21 protein-coding genes are annotated in these 22,904 nt (G+C 37.7%); 11 read left to right on the plus strand and 10 right to left on the minus strand.

Features of this window, described 5'->3' with window-relative positions; all coding sequences use genetic code 11:
- Position 1 precedes the first annotated feature (1 nt).
- Both ACR1PO_RS10125 and ACR1PO_RS10130 read right to left on the minus strand, forming a co-directional pair.
- Entirely contained in the window at positions 2-466 is a 465-nt protein-coding gene (locus tag ACR1PO_RS10125) for a gliding motility lipoprotein GldH (protein ID WP_433986678.1), read from the minus strand.
- A complete protein-coding gene (locus ACR1PO_RS10130) occupies positions 459-1,847 on the minus strand; it encodes a PSP1 domain-containing protein (protein ID WP_433986679.1) in 1,389 nt (462 codons plus the stop codon). The genes ACR1PO_RS10125 and ACR1PO_RS10130 overlap by 8 nt, the downstream gene beginning before the upstream one ends.
- Before the next feature lie 458 nt (positions 1,848-2,305).
- Here ACR1PO_RS10130 and ACR1PO_RS10135 point away from each other — a divergent pair, with 458 nt between their 5' ends.
- From ACR1PO_RS10135 to ACR1PO_RS10145, 3 genes are all read left to right on the plus strand, one after another.
- Positions 2,306-3,544 (plus strand): OmpP1/FadL family transporter, encoded by a 1,239-nt coding sequence (locus tag ACR1PO_RS10135; RefSeq protein ID WP_433986680.1) that lies wholly within the window; start codon positions 2,306-2,308, stop codon positions 3,542-3,544.
- A 12-nt stretch (positions 3,545-3,556) separates the two neighbouring features.
- Complete coding sequence (locus ACR1PO_RS10140; protein WP_433986681.1) at positions 3,557-5,119, plus strand: SGNH/GDSL hydrolase family protein; 1,563 nt, start codon at positions 3,557-3,559, stop codon at positions 5,117-5,119.
- Between the two features lie 85 nt (positions 5,120-5,204).
- Positions 5,205-6,143: a ribose-phosphate pyrophosphokinase gene (locus ACR1PO_RS10145; RefSeq protein ID WP_374463083.1), complete on the plus strand. Its 939-nt coding sequence runs from the start codon at positions 5,205-5,207 to the stop codon at positions 6,141-6,143.
- A gap of 26 nt (positions 6,144-6,169) precedes the next feature.
- On the opposite strand, the gene ACR1PO_RS10150 is transcribed toward ACR1PO_RS10145, so the two are convergent.
- Positions 6,170-7,114 carry an acyltransferase family protein gene (locus ACR1PO_RS10150; protein ID WP_433986682.1) on the minus strand — a complete coding sequence of 315 codons (945 nt, stop codon included), beginning with the start codon at positions 7,112-7,114 and terminating at the stop codon, positions 6,170-6,172.
- 136 nt (positions 7,115-7,250) lie between these two features.
- Here ACR1PO_RS10150 and ACR1PO_RS10155 point away from each other — a divergent pair, with 136 nt between their 5' ends.
- Positions 7,251-7,895 (plus strand): 50S ribosomal protein L25/general stress protein Ctc, encoded by a 645-nt coding sequence (locus ACR1PO_RS10155; protein WP_131437093.1) that lies wholly within the window; start codon positions 7,251-7,253, stop codon positions 7,893-7,895.
- 248 nt (positions 7,896-8,143) lie between these two features.
- Positions 8,144-9,364, plus strand: a complete 1,221-nt coding sequence (locus ACR1PO_RS10160) for an aminotransferase class V-fold PLP-dependent enzyme (protein WP_433986683.1) — start codon at positions 8,144-8,146, stop codon at positions 9,362-9,364.
- A gap of 51 nt (positions 9,365-9,415) precedes the next feature.
- Here the strand turns inward: ACR1PO_RS10160 and ACR1PO_RS10165 are convergent, their stop codons facing one another.
- From ACR1PO_RS10165 to hemA, 5 genes are all read right to left on the minus strand, one after another.
- Positions 9,416-9,541 (minus strand): GNAT family acetyltransferase, encoded by a 126-nt coding sequence (locus ACR1PO_RS10165; RefSeq protein ID WP_433986684.1) that lies wholly within the window; start codon positions 9,539-9,541, stop codon positions 9,416-9,418.
- A gap of 106 nt (positions 9,542-9,647) precedes the next feature.
- Complete coding sequence (gene hemE / locus ACR1PO_RS10170; protein WP_332388631.1) at positions 9,648-10,679, minus strand: uroporphyrinogen decarboxylase; 1,032 nt, start codon at positions 10,677-10,679, stop codon at positions 9,648-9,650.
- A gap of 46 nt (positions 10,680-10,725) precedes the next feature.
- Complete coding sequence (locus ACR1PO_RS10175; protein WP_433986685.1) at positions 10,726-11,409, minus strand: uroporphyrinogen-III synthase; 684 nt, start codon at positions 11,407-11,409, stop codon at positions 10,726-10,728.
- Between the two features lie 54 nt (positions 11,410-11,463).
- A complete protein-coding gene (hemC, locus tag ACR1PO_RS10180) occupies positions 11,464-12,372 on the minus strand; it encodes a hydroxymethylbilane synthase (protein WP_433986686.1) in 909 nt (302 codons plus the stop codon).
- Entirely contained in the window at positions 12,359-13,633 is a 1,275-nt protein-coding gene (gene hemA, locus ACR1PO_RS10185; RefSeq protein WP_131437104.1) for a glutamyl-tRNA reductase, read from the minus strand. Before hemA ends, hemC begins: the two co-directional genes overlap by 14 nt.
- Before the next feature lie 391 nt (positions 13,634-14,024).
- Between hemA and ACR1PO_RS10190 the strand changes: the two genes are divergently transcribed.
- The 6 genes from ACR1PO_RS10190 (at position 14,025) to ACR1PO_RS10215 (ending at position 20,378) form a co-directional block, all read left to right on the plus strand.
- Positions 14,025-15,050 (plus strand): rod shape-determining protein, encoded by a 1,026-nt coding sequence (locus tag ACR1PO_RS10190; RefSeq protein WP_002982450.1) that lies wholly within the window; start codon positions 14,025-14,027, stop codon positions 15,048-15,050.
- A gap of 28 nt (positions 15,051-15,078) precedes the next feature.
- Positions 15,079-15,933 carry a rod shape-determining protein MreC gene (gene mreC / locus ACR1PO_RS10195; protein ID WP_041461965.1) on the plus strand — a complete coding sequence of 285 codons (855 nt, stop codon included), beginning with the start codon at positions 15,079-15,081 and terminating at the stop codon, positions 15,931-15,933.
- Positions 15,926-16,432 (plus strand): hypothetical protein, encoded by a 507-nt coding sequence (locus ACR1PO_RS10200; protein WP_002982456.1) that lies wholly within the window; start codon positions 15,926-15,928, stop codon positions 16,430-16,432. Before mreC ends, ACR1PO_RS10200 begins: the two co-directional genes overlap by 8 nt.
- The gene (locus tag ACR1PO_RS10205) at positions 16,429-18,471 is read left to right on the plus strand and encodes a peptidoglycan D,D-transpeptidase FtsI family protein (protein WP_433986687.1); all 2,043 of its coding nucleotides are present in this window, start codon (positions 16,429-16,431) and stop codon (positions 18,469-18,471) included. The genes ACR1PO_RS10200 and ACR1PO_RS10205 overlap by 4 nt, the downstream gene beginning before the upstream one ends.
- Positions 18,468-19,697 carry a rod shape-determining protein RodA gene (gene rodA, locus ACR1PO_RS10210; RefSeq protein ID WP_433986688.1) on the plus strand — a complete coding sequence of 410 codons (1,230 nt, stop codon included), beginning with the start codon at positions 18,468-18,470 and terminating at the stop codon, positions 19,695-19,697. Before ACR1PO_RS10205 ends, rodA begins: the two co-directional genes overlap by 4 nt.
- 105 nt (positions 19,698-19,802) lie before the next feature.
- Complete coding sequence (locus ACR1PO_RS10215; protein ID WP_433986689.1) at positions 19,803-20,378, plus strand: pentapeptide repeat-containing protein; 576 nt, start codon at positions 19,803-19,805, stop codon at positions 20,376-20,378.
- Positions 20,379-20,771: 393 nt separating this feature from the next.
- Here the strand turns inward: ACR1PO_RS10215 and ACR1PO_RS10220 are convergent, their stop codons facing one another.
- Both ACR1PO_RS10220 and ACR1PO_RS10225 read right to left on the minus strand, forming a co-directional pair.
- Positions 20,772-21,482, minus strand: a complete 711-nt coding sequence (locus ACR1PO_RS10220) for a C40 family peptidase (protein WP_433986690.1) — start codon at positions 21,480-21,482, stop codon at positions 20,772-20,774.
- Between the two features lie 305 nt (positions 21,483-21,787).
- The gene (locus tag ACR1PO_RS10225; protein WP_332388625.1) at positions 21,788-22,894 is read right to left on the minus strand and encodes an efflux RND transporter periplasmic adaptor subunit; all 1,107 of its coding nucleotides are present in this window, start codon (positions 22,892-22,894) and stop codon (positions 21,788-21,790) included.
- Positions 22,895-22,904 lie beyond the last annotated feature (10 nt).

Consider the following 22,904-nt stretch of genomic DNA (forward strand, 5'->3'; position numbering starts at 1 on the left):
GTTACGGTTTAGCCGTTTCTATTTTTACACCAATGTCCTCAATTCCAGGAAGGTTGTCGTTTCTCATCGCCTGAATTAAACCGATTTCGTATTTTCCTTTTCCCGGAAATTTATAATTTAATTTATACTGAAACAAAGTTTCCTTCGTATCACCAAACCCTGTACCAAGCCATTCTCCGTTTGGTTTTGCCAGTACATAATTCAGGGTGTCTGTCTCCTTTTTTTTGTTCTGAAGATTGGTGAAATTCACTATAAATCTTATATTACTGTAAGGATAACTGTTGTTATTTCTTACAACAAATATAATATTTTTAGGATTCTGCGGATCTGAAATTTCAAGATTAAATTTTTGCTCACTTTTCTTATTCCACTTGTTATCAACGGAGTTCATCATAACATCTCCTCCAGAGGAAGAGTTACAGCTAAAGAAAAGGATAAATGAAAGTAATCCTAAAATTTTACGCATTATTGTCTTTTTTTGGAGGGTATTTCTTTTTGAATTTCTTTTTGGGGTTATTGCTCTGCGGCTTTTTATCAGTATCAGCATTACCATTACTCACTGCTTTTTCCACAGGGGCTTTTTGCTGTGGTTGCTGCTTCTGAGGCTTAGGCTGATGGGCTGAATGAGCATTTGGGTTTTCGGTTTTTTGAGTCCTTTCCGGTCTTTCCTGTTTCTCCGGTCTGTTTCTTTTTTGTCCCTGACCCTGTTGATTGTTATTCTGCTTATTCTGGTTGTTTCTGTTCCTGTTTCCTCTGTTCTTCTTTTCAAAACGATCCACATTGTTTTCCTGGATCAGATCAATGGTATGGATAGAAGTTTCCGGCTGTTTCAGATCTTCAAGAGGAAGTGTTTTCTCTCCTCTTTTGTTTTTTGAAATCAGCTTTTTAACAAGATCAATATCGAAATCATACCATGCGATAGAGCTGTCTACATAAGCAAACCACATTTTCTTTTTGAAAACATCGATTTTAATACAGAATGCTTTTCCTTTTTCAGTTTCCAACGTTGTTGAAGAAGAAGGGAAGTTGCTGAGTGCATCCAGATAGCTGTCCAGTTCATAGTTCAGGCAGCATTTAAGCTTACCACACTGTCCGGCCAGTTTCTGGGGATTGATACTTAATTGCTGATACCTTGCCACATTGGTGTTTACAGATCTGAAATCTGTAAGCCATGTAGAGCAGCAAAGTTCACGCCCGCAAGATCCGATTCCGCCCACTTTGGCAGCCTCCTGTCTGAAACCGATTTGTTTCATGTCGATTTTAGTACGGAAAGCTCCGGCGTAATCTTTAATTAACTGTCTGAAATCCACTCGGTTATCTGCGGTGTAATAAAAGGTGATTTTTGAAGCATCACCCTGATATTCCACATCAGTAACTTTCATTTCAAGGCCTAATCTCTGGGCAATTTTTCTTGCTTCAAGCTTTACGCCGTCTTCTTTTTTTCTTGCTTCCTGCCATACCTCAAGATCTTTTTGGTTGGCCTGTCTGTATATTTTAAGTGCCGATTCTTCAGAAAACTTTTTCTTTTTCATCTGAATCTTTACTAATTCTCCCGTAAGGCTTACTACGCCTACATCGTGTCCCGGACTTGATTCTACTGTAACTACACTACCGATATGTAAAGGAATATTATTTACATTCTTATAAAACGATTTTCTGTCATTTTTAAATCTAACTTCTACAAAATCACACCTGTTTGGTGCCGGATTGTTGATGTTAGAAAGCCAGTCAAAAACACTTAATTTATAACTATTCCCGCAGGTATTTACATTTTCACAGCCATTTGCGGTTTTTTTAGGGCCGCAAGAATGTGCAGAATCGCCGGATGTTTTACATCCACAACTCATATTACTATTATTTATAATCTGCAAATTTATGTATTTTTATCTTTATGCGATTCTAAAATACTCAAATAACCTGAATTCAGGTTAAAACATTTCTGTATTTTAAGTAAGAATGAATGCTGGAGGCCGAGAAAGGCTGTTATTACAGAAATAAGATACAGATGTTAAATTCATTATTTTTTTCAATTGCTGTTTAATTTAACATTTATTATCATTTTGTTCTTCCGTTCAGGTTTTTAAGCACTGCAGTGTTAGTGTTAAACATTTGTTTAAAATTAAACAATTAAATCAAAATAGAGTTTGTATTGTATTAATTCTTTAATAATGAATGTTTTATCTTTTATTTCTTTGAAGATATTATTTTAAACATAGTTTTCTTTTAGGATATTGTTTAAAATATTGGCAAATATTAACAGACGTATTCAAAATAATTTTATATTTGGATTATATAATAATAGTCTATGAAAAAAATATTAGTATCAACTGCTTTATTGGCGGGAGTTCTATCTTACGCAGGAGGCTTCAGAGTTTCCCTGCAGGGGGTAAAACAATTGGCAATGGCGCATACTAGTGCTCATGCCGAAGACGCGAGTGTGACATTCTTTAACCCGGCGGGTATGTCATTTATCCCTTCCAGACTGAGTGTAGTGGCAGGAGGGTTCGGTGCAAGTAATAAAGTTACTTTTCAAAACTTCAATACTTTGCAAAGTGCAGAAACAGACAATCCTATAGGAACTCCTATATATGCAGCGATTACTTATAAACCAATAGAGAATCTATCCGTAGGTTTCAGTTTTACAACGCCTTTTGGAAGTACAATCAAATGGCCTGAAAACTGGGAAGGTAAAGAATTGGTTCAGAAGATGGAGCTGAAGAGTTACTACTTCCAACCCATGGTTTCCGTGAAATTAGCTCCGTGGGTATCTTTTGGTGCCAGCTATATCTACGCAAGAGGAAAAGTAGATTGGGACAAAGCGGTAACCCAATTTGACGGAAAGGTTAATATTAATGATGATAACGCAACAGGTCACGGATATGGATTCGGTTTTTATTTCAGACCAGATCCGAAATTAGATGTGAGTATTGCTTACCGTTCTGCAGTAGATATGAAAGCTAAAAAGGGAACAGCTACATTCCAGTTCCCGTCACAATCTGTTTATAATCAGTTAAGGCTGAATGCAGCCGGACAAGATGGCTTCTCCGCAACACTTCCGTTGGTTGAAGAATATACCATTGGTTTAACCTATAAAGTGACACCGAAATGGCAGGTTTCTGCAGACTTTAACTATCATGGATGGGAGAGATACAGCAAGCTGACATTGGATTTTGATAATGCACCTATCGGAAATAATCCGTCAGACCCGACGATTCTTACCAATCCTAAGAATTTCAAAAACTCCAAAACATTCAGACTGGGAACTCAATATGCGTTCACAAATATGATCTACGGCCGTTTGGGAGCTTATTATGATGAAGCGCCTTATACTACGGATAACTTTATTCCGGAGACCCCTTCATATGATACTTATGTGGTTACAGGTGGGGTAGGTTTCAAACTGAAACAATTCGGAATTGATGTTGCGGGAGGATATGCAATGCCTCAGTACAGAAAGGTAAACAATGCTAATATTGGACTTAACGGGCAATCTAAAGCAACAGCTTTCTACTTTGGTCTAGGTTTATCGTATAATCCATTTTAATTTTAGAAGACTATGAAAAAAATTATAATATCGACAATTGCAGTTTCTGCACTTCTTTTTACGGTAACAAGCTGTAATACGGATTTCGATACGGATGTGAGAGATATCCCGGTAACAAAAGGAGATGCTGATTTTACAAAATACATATCACTGGGAAATTCCCTTACTTCCGGATATCGTGATGGTGCCCTTTACAGCAGCGGCCAGAATGAATCTTATCCAAGTATGATTGCTGCACAGATGAAGCTTGCGGGTGGAGGAGACTTTAAACAACCGTTGATGCCTAATGACGTAGGGGGCTTCAACAATCTTCCGGGATTTGCCGGAAAACTAACCCTTCAGGTTGTTAACGGCTCCTTATCTCCGGTTCCAAGCGCTCCTGCGGCGGCATTAGATATCTTATCCGGTGGTGGTTCCTATAATAATATGGGAGTACCTGGTGCAAAGTCATTCCACTTAGTGGCTCCGGGCTATGGTAGCCAGGCAGGTCTTGCAACAGGAACAGCTAATCCTTATTTTGTGAGATTTGCTTCTTCCGCTACAACCAGTGTACTCGCTGATGCTATGGCTCAGAAAGCGACGTTCTTCTCTCTTTGGATAGGCAATAATGATGTACTGTCTTATGCTACCAATGGAGGTACAAATTCCCAGACCGTAGGAGGGGTTACAACTTATACCGCTGCTACAGTTCAGACAGGAAATACAAATCCTACAACGTATAAATCAAATGATATTTCTGATCCTGCACTTGTTGCCGGGTCTATTAAAGCAATCTTAGACGGTCTGAAAAGTGTGGGAACAACGAAAGGTGTTATTGCTAACATTCCTTCAGTTACTTCCGTCCCTTTTTTCACGACGGTTCCATATAACCCTTTGACGCCTGCTGCTTTAGGATCAAATCTGACAACTCTTAATACCAATCTGTACGGACCTTTGAAGCAGGCACTTACCGCTTTTGGTGCAGGGGATAGAATTAATTTACTTTCTGCAACAGGTCCGAATCCGGTTCTGATTAAAGATGTTGCGCTTACAGATTTATCGGCACAGCTTACAGTTGCGCTTACTCCTTCCTTAGGACTGCCTACAGCTACGGTTTTCGGTCAGATCTTCGGTCAGGCAAGACAAGCAACGGCGGATGATTATATTTTGCTTACAACAAGTTCTGTAATTGGAAGTACTGCGACGGGAGTTCCTGCTCCGGTAAATGTTTATGGAATTTCTTACCCGCTACAGAACCAGCATGTATTAACAAAAACAGAAGCAGGTTATGTGAAAACAGCGACAAATGCATATAATGCTTCCATAAAATCACTTGCAGATTCTTATGGACTTGCATTTGTAGATGCGAATTCCAAGATGGTGGAATTGAATGCCCAGTCAGGAATTTTATTTGACGGGGTAAGGTATACTGCGAAATTTGTAACAGGAGGAGCTTTCTCTTTAGATGGAGTTCACCTGACAGGGCGTGGATACGGTATTGTTGCTAATGAATTTATTAAGTCTATCAATGCGAAATACAACTCTACACTTCCGCAGGTAGATCCAAACAAATATTCAGGAGTTAAATTCCCTTAATAATTGATAAAATAAAAACTTAGAAACCACAAGAGTAAATCTTGTGGTTTTTTTTTAAATTTGCAAAATCTTTTAAAAAGTAAAAATGGCCGATCAGTTAAGTTATCTATTTTGTACAAGAACCAGCAGGGACTTGGCAGAGAAAATTGCCCAGAATTATGGGAAAGAATTAGGAAAAATCAACTTTCAGGAGTTCAGCGACGGGGAATTTGAGCCTGTTCTGGACGAATCTGTAAGAGGAGGAAGAGTTTTCCTGATTGGATCTACATTCCCTCCTGCAGACAATCTTTTGGAGCTTCTTCTAATGATTGATGCAGCAAAAAGAGCTTCTGCAAAGAGCATTACCGTAGTAATTCCTTACTTCGGACTTGCCAGACAGGACAGAAAAGACAAACCAAGAGCGCCGATCGGTGCAAAGTTAGTTGCGAACCTTCTTACTGCAGCAGGTGCAACAAGAATCATGACAATGGATCTTCATGCAGATCAGATTCAGGGATTCTTCGAAATTCCGGTAGATCATCTGTATGCTTCCACTATTTTCGTAGATTATATCAAATCTCTGAACCTTGATAATCTTACCATTGCTTCTCCGGATATGGGAGGTGCAAAAAGAGCTAAAAACTACGCCGGTCACTTAGGTGCTGAAGTGGTAATTGCTTATAAAGAAAGAAAAAAAGCAAATGTTGTAGAAGAAATGTTCCTTATCGGTGATGTTACAGGTAAAAACGTTATCCTTATTGATGACATGATTGATACTGCAGGTACACTTTGTAAGGCTGCAGATATCTTAATTGAAAAAGGAGCAAGAACGGTAAGAGCTATGGCAACGCATGGTGTGCTTTCAGGAAAAGCTTATGATAATATTGAGAATTCAAAAATCCTGGAAGTTATTGTAACTGACTCAATTCCTGTTAAAGATAATATGTCATCTAAAATTAAAGTGCTATCGTGCGCTCCGTTATTTGCAGATGTGATGAAGAGCGTTCATGAGCATCAGTCAATCAGTGATAAATTTATTATTTAGATAAAAAATACTGATCGTTGGGGTTTTTATAAAATATATTTGAATTTTTTCTTTACTTGAATTAAAAGCCAGGATAGGATTAAAGATAGGATAAACACAAAAATAATACGTGGTGTGCCCTGTAAATTAAAAATGTTTAAAACAGGCGATTTAAGAACATACCAATGAACTAAATAAACACCTGTAGAATATAATGCTAATGTTTTCTTGTTTGAGTAGGTATTTATATTTAAAGCTATTAAGAATAACAGCGGACAAATGAAATAAAGACTCACAAGTATATCAAAGCTTCCTTTTCCATATACATAATTCAGGGAAACCTCAACGATTAGTATAATAATACTTAATAAAAACAATATATTCCATTTCATTTTTTTTTCTTGAAATGAAAACCTATTAAGACTATAGCCTATAAAAATAAAAGGAAAGCAAAAGAAAAGAGAATTTCGGTACGCTGTCATGGTTATTTTTTTTAAGCTATAAATATCCATATATTGAAGACAGATGCCTGAGAGGGTACATATAATGAATATTGAAAATACTATTTTATAATTCAGTCTTCTTATAGCCCAAAGCATGATAAATGCAAATAAGGATTCTATAAGGTACCATAAATGAAGAGGCCCGATTAATAACTGTTTTACAATTTTCAAAATATTGGACCCAGGTGAATGCCATAAGGGATAATATAGAAAAACCCAAATTAAGTAGAGAAAAAGAAGTCTTTTTATCAAATTGAAAAATTGTTTTTTTGATTGGATTTCGAAAAAATAAAAACCATTGATCAATAAAAACATTGGAACGGCGGTACGGCCTATTCCTTCCCGGAAAAAATAAGCCAAAAGCGGATTGACATCCGCTAAAAAATTATTGCCATGCAGCCCGACAACTAAAAAAGCCATAACTATTTTCAATATATCTATTGAAACTTTTCTTTGGCCGGCTGGTTTTTCCTTTATTCCTTCTTGCATAAATTTCTATTCATAATTGTGTATAAAGCACTGAAGGCTAAAGGTAACAAAAAATAAAAACCCATTCTGATTTTTTTTAAAATATTGCTTTATTTAAATAATAATACATATCTTTGCACTCTTAAATTTTTTATAAATGAAATCTATTACAATTCAAGGTACAAAAAGAGAAAGCGTGGGCAAAAAGTCTACAAAAGCTTTACGTGATGCTGAATTAGTTCCTTGTGTTGTTTATGGAGGTGGAGCTCCTTTGAACTTCTCTGCTGAAGAGAAAGCTTTCAAAGGTCTAGTATACACTCCTGAAGCACACACGGTATCTATTGAAGTTGACGGAAAAACAATTCCGGCTGTTCTTCAGGACATCCAGTTTCACCCTATTACAGACAAAATTCTTCACGCTGATTTCTATCAGTTATCTGACGATAAGCCAGTTATCATGGAAGTTCCGGTAAGAATTACAGGACGTTCTAAAGGTGTTGTTGCTGGGGGTGTTTTACGTCAGTCTTTCAGAAAACTAAAAGTAAAAGCTATCCCTGCTAACCTACCTGACGAAATCGTTGTAGATGTTACTCCATTAAGAATCGGTAACAAACTTTACATCGGTGGTATCAAAACAGAAGGATATTCTTTCATGCACCCGGACAACGCAGTAGTAGTTGCTGTTAAGATGTCTAGAAATGCAATGAAAGGAGGTGCAGCTGCAATGGATGATGAAGATGAAGAAGAAGTTGCAACTGAAGAAGGAGCAGCTCCTGAAGCAGCAGAAGCGGCAGCAGAATAAGAATTGCTTATTTAAACAATATAGAACCCGTCAGTTGTTGACGGGTTTTTTGTTTTTTGGAATCACCTTATAAAGTTCAGATTTATTACTCTTCACTATTTTCTTTAATATACTTTCTTCATTATAACTCATCGAATATTTCTATCAACTGATAACGATCAGCTGCCAACCTCATGCTTCCTTTCGGAAAAAAAGCCGTAAATTTGAAGAGTTCTAAATAAGAACGTTTTAATTTAAAAAATAAATAAATGTTTGACATTCAGGAAATAAGAAGCCAGTTTTCTATACTGGACAGAGAAGTGAACGGTAAACCGCTGGTTTATCTGGATAATGCAGCTACATCTCAAAAGCCAAATTCAGTTTTGGAAGTCTGTCACGCATATTATACAGAACTTAATGCTAATGTTCACCGGGGAATTCATACCCTGAGCCAGCTGGCTACAGAAGAAATGGAGCTTTCAAGAAGAAAAATCCAGAAATTCATCAATGCTGAACATGATTTTGAAGTAATCTTTACAAAAGGAACTACGGAAGGATTAAACCTCATCGCTTATATTTTAACACAGAAACTGCAGAAAGATGACGAGATCATCATTTCATATCTGGAGCACCATTCCAATATTGTCCCATGGCAGATGCTTTGTGAAAGGACAGGAGCAAAACTCCGGGTGATTCCTATTGATGAAAATGGAATTCTTCAGATGAATTATTTTGATCAGTTTCTAAGTGAAAAAACTAAGGTTGTTTCTGTAAATCAGGTTTCCAATGCGTTGGGAATTGTAAACCCTGTTGAGGAGATTATTGCAAAGACAAGAAAAAATACTGATGCCTATATTGTTATTGACGGGGCACAGTCTGCTCCGCATTTCAATATCGATGTCCAGAAGCTGGATTGTGATTTCTTTGTATTCTCGGGTCATAAAATGTATGCTCCTATGGGTACAGGTGTTTTATATGGAAAGCGTGAAATCCTGGAAGCTTTACCCCCATTCCATGGAGGAGGAGAGATGATTGCGACATGTTCTTTCGAAGGAACTACTTATGCCGGGCTTCCATTTAAATATGAAGCGGGAACACCTAATGTAGGTGGAAATATTGCTTTAGGAGCCGCTGTTGACTTTATAAACAGGGTAGGTCATACCAATATCCAGAATCATGAGAATGCTTTATTGGAATATGCCCAGAGACAGCTTTTGGAATTAGAGGGTATTAAGATCTATGGTGAAAAAGCAAAAAGAACCGGGGTTGTTTCCTTTAATCTTGAAGGAGTGGGGATTGCCTCTGATGTAGGGATGATCCTTGATAAAATGGGGATTGCTGTAAGAACAGGGCATCACTGTACACAGCCTATTATGGATTTCTTTAATATTGCGGGGACGGTAAGAGCCAGTTTCGCTGTTTATAATACTTTTGAAGAAATTGATATTTTAGTAGAAGGAGTTAAAAAAGCTCAGAGAATGTTGAGTTAACCAATGATTATACAAGTATAAATAAAAGCAGCCGTTACGCTGCTTTTTTTATTAGTCTATCGGAATGCAGTAACAATGCCCGTCAATAATAACCTGGTAATATCCGATGGCACACTCAAGGCAGATTTCTCCTCCTGCCATAATGCTTTTCATTTTGTCTTTGTTTAGTTTTTTCATAGGATGTGATTTAAAGTGTTAATAATCAAAGATAAATAAAATTAATTACAATAAAAAAGCCCTGTTAACGGATAACAAGGCTATTATATTTTTTAAGAGAATAATCTTATAAAGTCGGTTTCCAGTCTACTACAGCTCTGATGAATGCTTCAGCATTTTCTACAGGAACATTAGGAAGAATTCCATGACCTAAGTTCGCTATGTATCTGTCTTTTCCGAAACGGTTGATCATTTCATTCACCATCTTTTTAATGGTCTCAGGAGTCGAATGAAGTCTTGCAGGATCAAAATTCCCCTGTAAAGTCATTGTATGATTGGTCAGCGTTCTTGCGAATTCCGGTTTAATAGTCCAGTCTACACCCAGTGCAGAAGCTTTAGACATTGTCATATCTTCCAAAGCAAACCAGCATCCTTTCCCAAATACTACCACATGGGTAAGCGGGCTTAATGCTTCAACAATCTGGTTGATATACTGCCATGAAAATTCCTGATAATCCGCAGGAGAAAGCATCCCTCCCCAGGAATCGAAAACCTGTACTGCAGAAACTCCTTTTTCTACTTTTCTTTTTAAATAAGCAATCGTAGTATCGGTAATTTTTTGCAGTAATAAATGAGCTGCTTCAGGCTGCTGGAAACAGAAAGATTTTGCAATATCAAACGCTTTACTTCCTTTTCCTTCTACACAGTAGCAAAGAATGGTCCACGGAGAACCCGCAAAACCGATCAGTGGAATCTCATTGTCCAGTTTCTGAAGAGTAAGCTCAATAGCATCAAAAACGTAACCTAAAGTATCATTCACATCCGGAGTTTCAATATTCTGAACCTGTTCCATCGTTCTGATAGGAGTATCTAACCATGGTCCAACGGATTCTTTCATTTTGAAATCAATTCCCATTGCCTGTGGAACTACCAGGATATCAGAAAACAGAATCGCGGCATCCAGAGGAAATCTGCGGATAGGCTGTAAAGTGATCTCAGCTGCAAGCTCAGGGGTCTGGCATCTTGTAAAGAAATCATACTGATCTCTTAAAGCAATGAATTCCGGCAGATATCTTCCAGCCTGCCTCATCATCCAGACAGGAGGTCTTTCAACGGTTTCTCCGCGAAGTGCTTTTAAATATAGGTCGTTTTTAATCATAATCTATTTTAACTAATATTACCGGTAATATCCGGTAACGGATATTCTAAATTATACTTCCGATTTCTTTTCTGATCAATGCAAAGATGGATGTCAATGTATTTTCTTCAGAAGTAAAAATTTTTTCCTGCGTATAATTTCTCAGCTCACCGGAAGTGGTTTCTCCAATTGAAAAAAGCTTCATGCCTTCCAGCGAATTTCGCTTTGCAAAACTACGAACTCCGCTCGGACTAAAAAATACCGCAGCATGATATTTTTCAGTTATTACAGGATTGATTTCCTCAGTATTGTAAATCGTAACTTTTCTGTATTTAATATTTTGTAACGGAAGCTCTTTATCCAGAACATTGATGGCAAGATTGCCGCAGAAATGAAGAAACTGTTCATGCTGGCATTTTCCGATAATAAACCTGGAAAGCGTTTCAGCATTTTTCAATACCTTAAATGTTCCAAAACCATGTTTTCTTAACTCTCTTTTGGTCTTTTCGCCTACACAATAGATTTTGTTGTAGTTTTTTGCAGTAAAATCCTCATTAGGTCTAAACCTGTTTTTAAAAAAAGATATAACCCCATTGACGCTGGTGAAAATCAGGGAGTAATTTTTCAGATCAAAAGGACTGATCATGATAGGATTGGTCTTAATCACCTCAACACAGTCAACCAAAATATCCTCTCCTAATTCTTTGGATATAATAGATGGGTCTATATTTTTGGTAAATAAGATTTTCATGTCTGTAAAATTAAGAAGATGAAAGGAACAGGTAAGAATCTACAATCTGAAATATCAGATCTGGCTTTTGATTTCGGCCATTAATTCTTTTCCTCCGTTTTCAAGAACTACTTTTGCATACTTTTCCCCGAAATTCTCGGTTGGAGTATATACAAAGTTTTCATCTACAGCAATGCAGTTTTTCCCGTCCAGGGAGCAAAGTGCAGCTTTGAAGCGGATCTGATCGCCGATGATTTCTGCAAATGCTCCGATAGGTGCAGTGCAGCCTCCTTCTAAAGTGCTTAGGAAGTTTCTTTCAATTTCTACACAGATCTGAGTCTGCTGGTGATTGATCTGGCGTACAATTTCATTGATCTCCGGTTTGTCAGTATGTCCGGCTACGGAAATAACCCCTTGTGACGGAGCAGAAATCATTAATGGAAGCATCTCATAATCGATCTCCATTTTCATTCTTTTAATTCCTGCAAGAGACAGAATCGTTGCGTCGAAATCTCCTTCCTCCAGTTTTTGAAGCCTGGTCTGAATATTTCCACGGATATCCGAAAATTCAGCAGTAGGATAATTTCTCAGCCAGAAAGCTCTTCTTCTCAAACTGCTGGTGGCCAGTTTAAGCTCATGGAATTCTTTATTCCTCGCAGATTCTTTTCTGATCAGAATGTCCTGAGGATAATCTCTTTCGAGGTAAGCGATCATCTCGATATTCTGAGGCAATTGGGTTGGAACGTCTTTTAAGGAATGTACGGCAATGTCAATTTCGTCATTCAATAAGGCAATATCAAGGTCTCTTGTAAAAACCCCGGTAATTCCCAAAGAATAGAGCGGTTGATTAAGATTCTTATCGCCGGAAGAAACGATAGGAACAATTTCCGTTAAATAATTATTGTTCTGAAGGTGCCTCGCAACCTCTCTAGCCTGCCAAAGTGCAAGTGCGGAATTTCTCGTTCCGATTCTAATGCTTTTCATTGAATTCGTTGTTTGGTTGTTCAACTAATATTTCGTGCATTAATTTACTAATTTCTTCGGCTTTTAAAGGGTTATCGATGATATATTTTGCAAAACGGTTGGTGATTTTCTGGATCATTTTATCAGAAAGTTCCATATCCGTGATGTTTATGTATTTATTCTTTTTATAAAAATTATGCATTTCATTGCGTTCCATGTTCTTTAGAACGGCTTTGAAATGATGAATATTAGGTGCCAGCTTTCTCTTTTTCTCCCATTCAATGAAATCTTTCATCAGCTCCTTTATGATTTTTTCAGCTTTCGGGATTTCTTTTTCACGCTGCTGAATGGTTTCCTGGATCTGTTTTGAAAGTTCATCTACATCAATCAGTGTTACGTTTTTATTTTCCGTAACATTCTTTTCAACGTTATGAGGGATGGAAAGATCTATAACAAGTGTTTCTTTTCCGTTCGGAAAATGTGACTGGTTGACAATAGGATGCTTGGCCCCTGTTGCCACAATAAGGATATCAGTATTCTTTAATTCCTGATCAAAATCAGAATAATCAACATGAGGAATATTATATTTCTGGGAAATCTTTTCAGCTTTCTCCTGAGTTCTGTTGGCAATTTTAATTTTCGGCTGATAAACATGCTTTACCAGATTCTCAACCGTATTCTGTCCTATTTCGCCTACCCCTAAAAGAAGAATGTTTTTTTCAGCTATTCTTTTCTGGCTGTTCAGAATATAATGAACTGCCGCATAAGAAACCGATGCCGCTCCATTGGAAATGCCGGTTTCGTTTTTTATTCTTTTCGAAATCTGAATAGCCGCATTGATGGCTCTCTCCAGATAAGGATTTGAATTCTGTCTCTCTTTTTTGAAACGGTTGTATGCTTTTTTAATCTGCCCGATGATTTCAAAATCCCCGATAATCTGGCTTTCAAGCCCGGCTGCTACCCTGAAAAGATGAATCAGTGCCTCCTCTTTCGTAAGAATATTGGCAAACTGAAGAAAATCTGTAAGCTGTACCCCGATGGTTTTGCAGTATTCTTCAGCAACTAAAAGATAATTGGGAGAAGTGGTATAGATTTCAGTCCTGTTACAGGTGGAAACCACAAATGCATCCCCAAGATCTTCCTGGTGGACCCTGGAAACAAAGTTTTTGATGTTCTCATCAAAGAATGCAAACTTTCCTCTTGTTTCTACATCGGCTTTCTCGTAGCTTATTGAAAGCACGGCGAAATTTGATGTTTGATGAATGTTGGAATACTGTAACATAAGCAGTGGCAAATTTACAATTTTTTTAATTAATCATTCTCTGATAGTGTATATGATAATTATCGTAAAAAACTATAAAAGGGAATGCCGCAAAAGACAAAACTGTAAAATGGCAAAATCGCATATTGTATCAAAACGGTTCCTGTTTTTAAGTTTTATTTCTGCCCGCATGATTGTGCTTTCTTAGTCTTTTTCCCCTTTTGCTATTTCGCTTTTCAGCCCTTTTAACACGCCATGAATTTTAGTTGAACTCAAACTCTGTAAACCTCTAAACTGAAAGTTAATAAAGAATTATAAATTTTAATAAAATTTTAACCAAATTAAGTTGGTGGGAAATTTCTTTAGTAGTGTTAAATTTATATCTTTGTAAACTTAAAATCAGAAGAAAAATATGAGTTTATTTGATATGTTTACGCAAGAAATTGCGATAGACCTTGGAACTGCTAATACCCTAATCATCCATAATAATAAAATTGTTATAGATCAACCTTCAATTGTTGCAATTGAACGTTCATCGGGTAAGCCGATTGCCGTCGGAGAGCAGGCTAAACATATGCAGGGTAAAACTCACGAGGATATCAAAACGATCCGTCCTTTGAAAGATGGGGTTATTGCTGATTTCCATGCTTCTGAACACATGATTAAGGAGTTTATCAAAAAAATTCCTGGCATCAAAGGTAAATTCATTCAACCGGCATTACGAATTGTAATCTGTATCCCTTCTGGTATTACTGAAGTTGAAAAAAGAGCGGTAAGAGACTCTGCTCAGAAAGTAAATGCAAAAGAAGTAAGGCTTATTTATGAGCCAATGGCAGCGGCAATTGGAGTAGGGATCGACGTACAAAAGCCTGAAGGAAATATGATCATCGATATAGGCGGAGGTACTACGGAAATTGCTGTAGTCGCTTTAGGAGGTATCGTATGTGATAAATCTGTGAAAATTGCAGGAGACGTATTTACCAATGATATTGCTTATTACTTAAGAACTCACCATAACCTTTATATCGGGGAAAGAACAGCTGAGAGAATCAAAATTGAAGTAGGTTCTGCAGTAGAAGATCTTGATGTAGATATCGAGGACATCCCGGTACAAGGTAGAGACCTTATCACAGGTAAGCCTAAAGAAATTATGGTTGGATACAAAGAGATTGCGCGTGCATTAGACAAATCGATCATCAGAATCGAGGATGCCGTAATGGAAACCCTTTCTCTTACACCACCGGAACTGGCAGCTGATATTTACAAAACAGGTATTTATCTTGCCGGAGGAGGAGCGTTATTAAGAGGTCTTGCGGACAGAATCCACAAAAAGACAGGTCTTCCTGTATTTGTTGCTGAAGATCCGTTAAGAGCTGTAGTTCGCGGAACAGGTATTGCGCTTAAGAATATGGATAAGTTCAATTTCTTAATTAAATAATTTTAACTTTTTACGACTTTATATCTGAATGGGATTTTTGCTGAGATTATTTTCGAAGAATACTCTTTTCGTCTTCTTTATATTCCTGCAAATTATTGCTCTGGTTTTGATATTCTCAAGAAATGCCATGCAGAGATCCTGGATTGCGGGCCAAACGGCAGCGTTCAATTCATGGGTTTCCGGATATATTGATGAAGGAGTTTCTTATCTGAAGCTAAAACAGATCAATGAAGATCTTGTGGCCCAGAATAAAGCCCTTATGACTGAACTCTACGGAAAAGACGGATCAAAGAATCCTGTTTTTAAAAGAGTTCATGATACCATTGGCGGTGGGCAGATTTATACTTTTGTTGATGGAGAAATTGTTTTCAACAGTATCAACAGAAGGAACAACTATTTTACAATCAACCGTGGCCGCAGAGACGGAGTCTTTCCTCAAATGGGGGTAATGGCGCCGAGAGGAATCGCGGGAATTGTAATCAATTCTACAGATAGCTATGCATTGGTTCAATCCGTGTTAAGTGTAAACAAGATCAGAATTAATGCCGCGCTTAAAAACTCAGGGTATTTTGGTACTTTAACATGGAACGGGGATAACTCAAGGGTAATGCACCTGGCAGATATTCCGAAATATGTTGCATTAAAGATAGGAGATACTGTTGTTACAGACGGTAAGTCTGCTATTTTCCCTAAGGGAGTAACCATTGGTACCATTGCAGGATACTCTGTGGACAACAAAACCGGCTTCTGGGACATTTCCGTGGAGCTGAGTGAAAAAATGGGAGCGTTGAATAAAGTGTATGTAGTGAAGAATCTTAAGAAAGCAGAAGTGCAGAAGATTCAGGACACTATGCAGGCTGTAATAAAAAAAGAAAATGATTAGCAGAACTTTATTTACAGATATATTGATCATGATCTTTCTTGTTGCATTACAGATTTTTGTACTCAACAGGATTACACTTTTCGGGAAATATACGCCGGTGTTATATCCCGTGTTCGTTATGTTCTATCCGTTTTTCAGAAATAAATTTCAGTTCCTGGCATTGAGCTTTTTAATAGGGCTGTCTATCGACGGTTTTCTTTATTCATGGGGAATCAATGCATTTGCAACAACGTTGATTGCTTATTTCAGAACGTTGATCTTCAGGACTTCCACAGATACGTCTACAGACTTTTTCTCATTTCAGTCCCTTCAGTGGGCGCAGTTTTTGCTGTTTTTATTTTCAAGTATTTTCCTGCATCAGCTTTTAGTACAGTACATTGAATTCTTTAAGTTTAGCAGGTTTTTTGAAATATTATTTAATGTGTTGGTAACAAGTGTAATTTCATTTATCTTTATAGTCATCTACGCATTAATATTTAAAATCAAACAAAAAGTTTGAACACACGTTATTTAAAAATTTTTTCCATTCTTGTTGTCATCGCCCTTATTTTTGTGGCGAGGCTTGCGTATTTGCAACTGTTTACAGACCGTTATGCACTGAATGCTGCGAATACATCCATTAAAACAGAATATGTTATTCCACAGCGTGGCGTTATTTTTGACAGAAATGGTAAAATCATGGTAGGTAACCAGCCTGCTTATGAAATTTCGTTTACGCAGGCTTTGATGAAACCTGATTTTGATACTCTGGCATTTTGTAGTTTAATGAAAATTACAAAACAGGATTTTATCAATAAAATCAATGCTATCAAAAAGGAGAAATATTATTCTAAGCTGACGCCGATGACTTTTATTAAAGACCTCAGCAGAGAAGATATTGCAAGAGTTCAGGAAATTATTTTTAAGTATCCCGCATTTAATATTGTATCAAGACCCCAGCGTCAATATGAAGTATCCACATCCGGGAACCTTCTTGGGTATACGAGTGAGGTAAATGAAAGAGATATTAAAAAAGATTCTACCTATTATTTACCGGGAGACTTCATCGGGAAAACCGGTGTTGAAAAATCCTACGAAAAAGAACTTCGTGGAGTAAAAGGAGTAAAATATATCCAGAAAGATATCAGGCTCCGGAATATTGGATCCTATAAAAACGGTGCCCTGGATAAAGATGTTATTACGGGTAAAGATATTACATTAACCATTGATTACGACCTTCAGAGAACCGCTGAAGAAATGCTGGTCAATAAGCATGGTGCAATTGTAGCCCTGGATCCTAATAACGGGGAAGTACTGGTTTCTGCAACCGGACCGGATATTGATCCGAATCTTTTTACCGGACCCAACAAATCCAAAAATTTATATGCTCTGTCCAAAGATACACTTTACGAAAACAAACCCACTTTTGACCGTGCATTACAGGCAGGATATCCTCCAGGATCCACTTTTAAACTGTTGACTGCTTTAGCGGCAATGCAGATGGGAGTAATGGATGAAAAAACCATTTTCCCTTGTGGCGGCGGATTCTTCTATAAAGGGAAAAGAATCAAAGGTCATGGTGGAGCAGATCCGCTTATTCCTTCTATTCAAGTTTCCAGTAACTGTTTCTTTACTTATGCATTTATTGCGATTATTAAAAAATACCCGGGAAATCCATCAAAAGGTGTTGATGAATGGAAAAAAATCATGAGCAGTTTCGGAGTTGGAGAATTTTTAAATAATGATTTTGCTGTTGGGGCAAGAGGCAGAATCCCTTCAGGAGATTTTTACGAAAAAAGATTTAAAGCCATCATGAAAGCCAGTGGTTCCCAGAGAACTGATTTCAAAAACTGGGATGAAATGTCAACCGGTGCTATTTATAACGGGATGGGGCAGGGAGACGTATTGGTAACTCCTATTCAGCTGGCCAATTATGTGGCGGCAATTGCTAACAGAGGATGGTATTACACTCCTCATATCGTAAAAGCAATTGACGGGAAGCCAAATCCTGATCCAAGGTTCAAAGTAAAACATAAAACACTCGTAGATCCAAAACATTTCGAACCGGTTCTGAAAGGAATGGAGGCTGTGGTTTTAAGAGGAACAGCCCGTGGTTTGAAATCCAATGATTTTACGCAATTAGCCAAAACAGGTACTGCACAGGTACCGCAGGGGAAAGATAACTCAATTTTTGTATTGATTGCTCCTGCAGAAAAACCTAAAATTGTTGTAGTGGCAGTAATGGAGCACGCAGGATTCGGTGCTACATGGGCAGGTCCGGCTTGTACAGTGATTGCTGAAAAATATATTACCGGTGATTTAAAAAGAGAAAATCTTTACAAGAAAATGATCACCTCGAGTTTCATGCCTGAATATAAAAGGCAATGGATTGCAGACCTGAAGCGTAAAGGATTATATGTTGACCCTAAACCTGATTCTATTAAGCAAAAAAGAATTAAGGATAGCCTGGAGTTGGTAAAACAACAAAAAGCAAAGCTGCAAAAGAAAATAGAAGAAGCTAAAAAAAATAACACTGCTAAAAAAACTGTGAAGCAATGAAATGGACGGAAGGAATAGATAAACTGGGCCTTGGGCTGTATTTCCTGCTTTGCATTTTTGCGATTGCAAATATCTACAGTGTTGATCAGAAACTGGGAGAAAAGCAATTGGTTTTCTTTTGTATCTCCCTGTTTGTGGGTCTTGTCATATTCGTGGGAAGAAGCAAATTCTTTGAGAATATGGCTGGTATCATTTATATTGGTGGTGTCCTGCTTTTGATAGGGCTTTTTCCGTTTGGTAAAGAGATCCTCGGGCAGAAGAACTGGTATAAGTTCGGCAGTTTTACCATGCAGCCTGTGGAGTTTGCAAAAATCGGAACGGCATTGATGCTGGCCAATTATGTTTCAAGCCCGGATTTTAATCTTAAAAATAAAAAATCTCTCTGGATGGCCCTTGCGATTATAGGAATTCCGGCTGCGGTTGTTCTTGCCATTCCGGATGTTGGTTCCATGCTTGTGTTTATTGCATTCTTTATTGCTTTATACAGAGAAGGGCTGAGCGGCCTTTTGTTCGGGGTAGGATTTATTTTTGCCGGAGTTTTTCTGATTTCACTGGCTGTTCCTCCGGTTTATGTTGCGGTGGCAGTTTTAGTCATTGCCGGTGTTCTGATTGCCATGAATTACCACAGAATGTCATGGGATGTGATTTCTATCTCCGGAATTGCAGGGTCTGTCCTTTTGCTGTGCGGTCTGGCTTTCGGGTCTCCTTATATTTTAGAAAAGCTTCCTAAACACCAGAGAGAAAGAATTGAGGTTCTTTACAAAGGAGAAAAGGCGTTCAGGGATACTTCAGGATACAACTTATTATATTCCAAGACGGCTATTGGGTCAGGAGGACTTTGGGGAAAAGGTTACCGTGAAGGTTCCGTTACCCAGGGTAAATTCGTGCCGGAGCAGGAAACCGATTATATCTTTTGTACAGTAGGAGAAGAATGGGGCTTTTTGGGAAGTGCAATTCTTATTTTATGCTACATGGTTTATATCGGCAGGATATATTACCTTGCAGAGAAGCAGAAATCTACATTTAACCGTGTTTTTGGGTATTGCTTTGCCTCGATCCTGCTGATGCACTTTTCGATTAATTTAGGGATGGTTATGGGCCTTTTCCCTACGGTTGGGATTCCTCTTCCGTATTTCAGTTATGGAGGAAGTTCTCTACTGGCTTTCTCAATGATGACTTTTATTTTCTTCAAACTTAATTATTCCGATAAAAACAGTCTGGTGTAACTGCTTTCAGGCGGTGATGTAAAACCGCAAAAAAGTATGGTAATTATCTGTTTTGTAAATCTGCAGATTGCGGAGTATATTGTCATTTTATAATCATTTAAATTGATGAAAGAAGCTTACATCCTCGATCAGGATTTCGTAAATACAGACGGCTCCCAGTTAGAAAAAGGGGAATACGAAAACTGTACTTTCAGCAACTGCAGCTTTGAATATCTGGATCTGTCTGGGTTCAGTTTTACTGATTGTGAATTTATTGAATGTAACCTCAGCATGGCAAAACTTGTTAAGACATCTTTCCATGAAGTGCTTTTCAAAGAATGTAAAATGTTTGGGATTCAGTTTAATGATTGCAATCCGTTCGGATTATCTTTCAGATTTGACGGCTGCGCTTTAAATAATTCAGTTTTTTATCAGACATCTGTCAAGAAAACAGTTTTCAAGAATTCCAAATTAATTGAAGCAGATTTCACTGAATCTGATTTATCCAATGCCGCCTTCAGTAACTGCGATTTTTCGGGCGCTGTTTTTGATGGCACAAACCTCGAAAAAGCAGATTTCAGGACTTCGGTCAATTATTCCATAGATCCGGCTTTAAACAGGCTTAAAAAGGCTAAATTTTCGCTTTCTGAAGTACATGGACTGTTATATAAGCTGGATATCGAAATTGATAAGAATAGCTGATTTCTGAAAACAGGCGGCCACTGATGGGCAATAGCTGATATAAATATGGCCATTCTATACAATTTATATTAATCCTGCTATCTTATGATTATGACTTTGTCATTCTGAATACAGACTAAAAGTCTGCGAACATGGTTCAGGAGTGAAATGAAGAATCCGGGCTTCAGATGAGATTCTTCCTTCGTCAGAAATCGATGATTCGAAGTAGCCGAATGACACTGGTGTAAAATTGTTATTCGCCTAAAATACAATGTGATCAATAGAGCAGGTTTTAACCCGCTTTTCTTTTAAATATATATTTCAAGGCTTAGCCTAAATTATCGTAAAATATCACATATAAAAAAGCCATCAGGATTCTGATGGCTTCATTATTTAAATCAATTATTTATAAAATTAAAAATTTGCTGGTGTAGCTGGAGTAACAGCGGCAAGATTGTTATAAGCTTCTCCTTCTTCGTTGATTACTCTCTTGGCAAATCTGAATTTAGGTCCCCAATAAGAATCATTCAGTGAAGAAATCATTACTCCTTTTGATGTTGCTGCGTGGATAAATTTGATCTCCCCATCTTCAGAAACACTTTCTACAATACCTACATGAGAAATTCTTCTTCCATGAGAAAAGAAAATAAGATCTCCCTTCTGTAGCTCTCCTCTTTCTACTCTTTCTCCTTCCTGAGCCTGAGAGGCTGCTACTCTTGGTAAGCTAAGACCTGCTGCTGCCCCGAATACGGAAAGAACAAAAGCTGAACAATCTATACCGTTTCTTGTAGTTCCTCCGTATCTGTAAGGAGTCCCAAGGTATGTTTCAGCTTCTTCAAGGATACCATCAATGGTTTTATTATGTTTGACTGCTTTTGCAATCTCAGAATTCTTAATTGCTTTTTTCGCGTTGGCGATAGATGCCGCCTTTTCAGCAAGGAAAGAGTCGATAAGTTTTTGCTTATCCTGCTCCATTTTTTTGTTATCTATAGAAGCTAGTTTGGCATCTGTTTTGTATTCTTTTGTGTAAGTTGCTGGTTTTGAAACCACATAATTTGTAGCACACGATTGCAATGAAACTGTAGTAACTAAAGCAACTAAATAAAACAAAACTCTTTTCTTCATATATATTTGATTATCCGTGTTAAAAAGGAATATTTATTTTCAAAAGCATTACAAAAGTAGAGATTCCGAGCAAAAGACCCCTGTTATGATAATTATCAGGATCTTATTTTAACACTATTTAACATATTATTTACATATGTTAAAGAAAAATAAACCGCAACAGCCTATTTTTGGTCAGTGTGCGGTTTTTTTTATTAAGATTCTTTAACAAACTTATTTCAGTTTATCCTGAATCAGCCTATTTCTACATTTTTAAGTCTAAAAAAGCAAGTATAAATTTTGTTAATAAATATTTGGCTATAAGCCTATTTAGGGGCTTTAATTCTAATATTCTGCCCATCACGGATTTCTTCTGTTGCAGTCTTGACAATTACATCACCCGGGGATACGGGGCCTATAATTGTTGTGGTCTCACCATTGGCAATTCCTGATGTTACAGGGATCCAATGGGCAGTATTTTTTTCTACTTTAATTACAAATACTCCAAGGGTGGAATTAAGTACAGCAGAAGAAGGAACTGACAAGGATTTGCTGTTTTCGCTTAAAGGAAGAATAACATTGGCTACCATGCCCGGTAAAAGCCTTTTGTCTTTGTTATAAACATCCATTTCTACCCACTGAGAACGTAATTTACTGTCCAGCGCTCCTGCAAATCTTGATACTTTTGCGGTGAAAGTTTCTCCGGGAATAGATAGGATGGAGAACTTAATATCTCCATTTTTATTCAGCAGTCCGGTATAAGATTCAGGAACATTAACCACCAGACGTAATCTGTCCTGCTGTACAAGGCTGAACATAGGAAGGTCAGAGCCTTTCCCTGATGGTCCTACATACGCTCCGGCACTTACATTTCTTGTTGCAATATTTCCACTGAAAGGAGCCCTGATCTGCAGGTAGTTTTTAACATCTGCAACTTCCCGGTAGGATGCTTTTGCAGCCTCCAGTTGAGCCAGGTCAGATTTTTGTGCTGCTAAAGCCTGCTCCAGATCAAGAGCTGAAATGGTTCCGGGAGTTTTGCTCGTTTCTTTTAAACGGTCATATTTTGCTTTGCTGGCAATATACAGAGCTTCTTTTGATTTTAGAGCTGATGAGGCTGCACTCTGCTGGGAGCTGATCTCAGGAGCTTCTAAAGTCGCCAGTAACTGACCTGCTTTTACTTCGTTTCCAACATCTACATATAACTTTTTAACAAAACTGCTGACTTTGGCATAAACATCCACTTTCTGATAAGGCTGCAATTCTCCGGGAATTGTGGTGGATGAAGAAAAATCATCCTGTCTGGGATTAACCGTTTCGATTTCCGGAGAAGCGGGGTCTGCAGGCTTTTTAGTTTCTTTCTTTTCTGCATGACCACAGCTTTGAAGGCTGAAAATAAGTATTGCCGGAATTAAATATTTATATAATCGGTTCATATTTTATTTT

Origin of the sequence: Chryseobacterium amylolyticum, from assembly GCF_051011775.1 — a bacterium.
Taxonomy (GTDB): Bacteria; Bacteroidota; Bacteroidia; order Flavobacteriales; family Weeksellaceae; genus Chryseobacterium.

Excerpts from the sequence above, each read along its gene's own strand:
- ACR1PO_RS10165 (WP_433986684.1), bottom strand. The coding sequence starts at position 9,541 with ATGAAAAAACTAAACAAAGACAAAATGAAAAGCATTATGGCAGGAGGA.
- mreC (WP_041461965.1), top strand. The coding sequence starts at position 15,079 with ATGGGATTTTTGCTGAGATTATTTTCGAAGAATACTCTTTTCGTCTTC.
- ACR1PO_RS10140 (WP_433986681.1), top strand. The coding sequence starts at position 3,557 with ATGAAAAAAATTATAATATCGACAATTGCAGTTTCTGCACTTCTTTTT.
- ACR1PO_RS10220 (WP_433986690.1), bottom strand. The coding sequence starts at position 21,482 with ATGAAGAAAAGAGTTTTGTTTTATTTAGTTGCTTTAGTTACTACAGTT.
- ACR1PO_RS10190 (WP_002982450.1), top strand. The coding sequence starts at position 14,025 with ATGAGTTTATTTGATATGTTTACGCAAGAAATTGCGATAGACCTTGGA.
- ACR1PO_RS10125 (WP_433986678.1), bottom strand. The coding sequence starts at position 466 with ATGCGTAAAATTTTAGGATTACTTTCATTTATCCTTTTCTTTAGCTGT.
- ACR1PO_RS10130 (WP_433986679.1), bottom strand. The coding sequence starts at position 1,847 with ATGAGTTGTGGATGTAAAACATCCGGCGATTCTGCACATTCTTGCGGC.
- ACR1PO_RS10175 (WP_433986685.1), bottom strand. The coding sequence starts at position 11,409 with ATGAAAATCTTATTTACCAAAAATATAGACCCATCTATTATATCCAAA.
- ACR1PO_RS10150 (WP_433986682.1), bottom strand. The coding sequence starts at position 7,114 with ATGCAAGAAGGAATAAAGGAAAAACCAGCCGGCCAAAGAAAAGTTTCA.
- ACR1PO_RS10225 (WP_332388625.1), bottom strand. The coding sequence starts at position 22,894 with ATGAACCGATTATATAAATATTTAATTCCGGCAATACTTATTTTCAGC.
- ACR1PO_RS10135 (WP_433986680.1), top strand. The coding sequence starts at position 2,306 with ATGAAAAAAATATTAGTATCAACTGCTTTATTGGCGGGAGTTCTATCT.
- ACR1PO_RS10200 (WP_002982456.1), top strand. The coding sequence starts at position 15,926 with ATGATTAGCAGAACTTTATTTACAGATATATTGATCATGATCTTTCTT.
- rodA (WP_433986688.1), top strand. The coding sequence starts at position 18,468 with ATGAAATGGACGGAAGGAATAGATAAACTGGGCCTTGGGCTGTATTTC.
- hemC (WP_433986686.1), bottom strand. The coding sequence starts at position 12,372 with ATGAAAAGCATTAGAATCGGAACGAGAAATTCCGCACTTGCACTTTGG.
- hemA (WP_131437104.1), bottom strand. The coding sequence starts at position 13,633 with ATGTTACAGTATTCCAACATTCATCAAACATCAAATTTCGCCGTGCTT.
- hemE (WP_332388631.1), bottom strand. The coding sequence starts at position 10,679 with ATGATTAAAAACGACCTATATTTAAAAGCACTTCGCGGAGAAACCGTT.
- ACR1PO_RS10215 (WP_433986689.1), top strand. The coding sequence starts at position 19,803 with ATGAAAGAAGCTTACATCCTCGATCAGGATTTCGTAAATACAGACGGC.
- ACR1PO_RS10145 (WP_374463083.1), top strand. The coding sequence starts at position 5,205 with ATGGCCGATCAGTTAAGTTATCTATTTTGTACAAGAACCAGCAGGGAC.
- ACR1PO_RS10160 (WP_433986683.1), top strand. The coding sequence starts at position 8,144 with ATGTTTGACATTCAGGAAATAAGAAGCCAGTTTTCTATACTGGACAGA.
- ACR1PO_RS10155 (WP_131437093.1), top strand. The coding sequence starts at position 7,251 with ATGAAATCTATTACAATTCAAGGTACAAAAAGAGAAAGCGTGGGCAAA.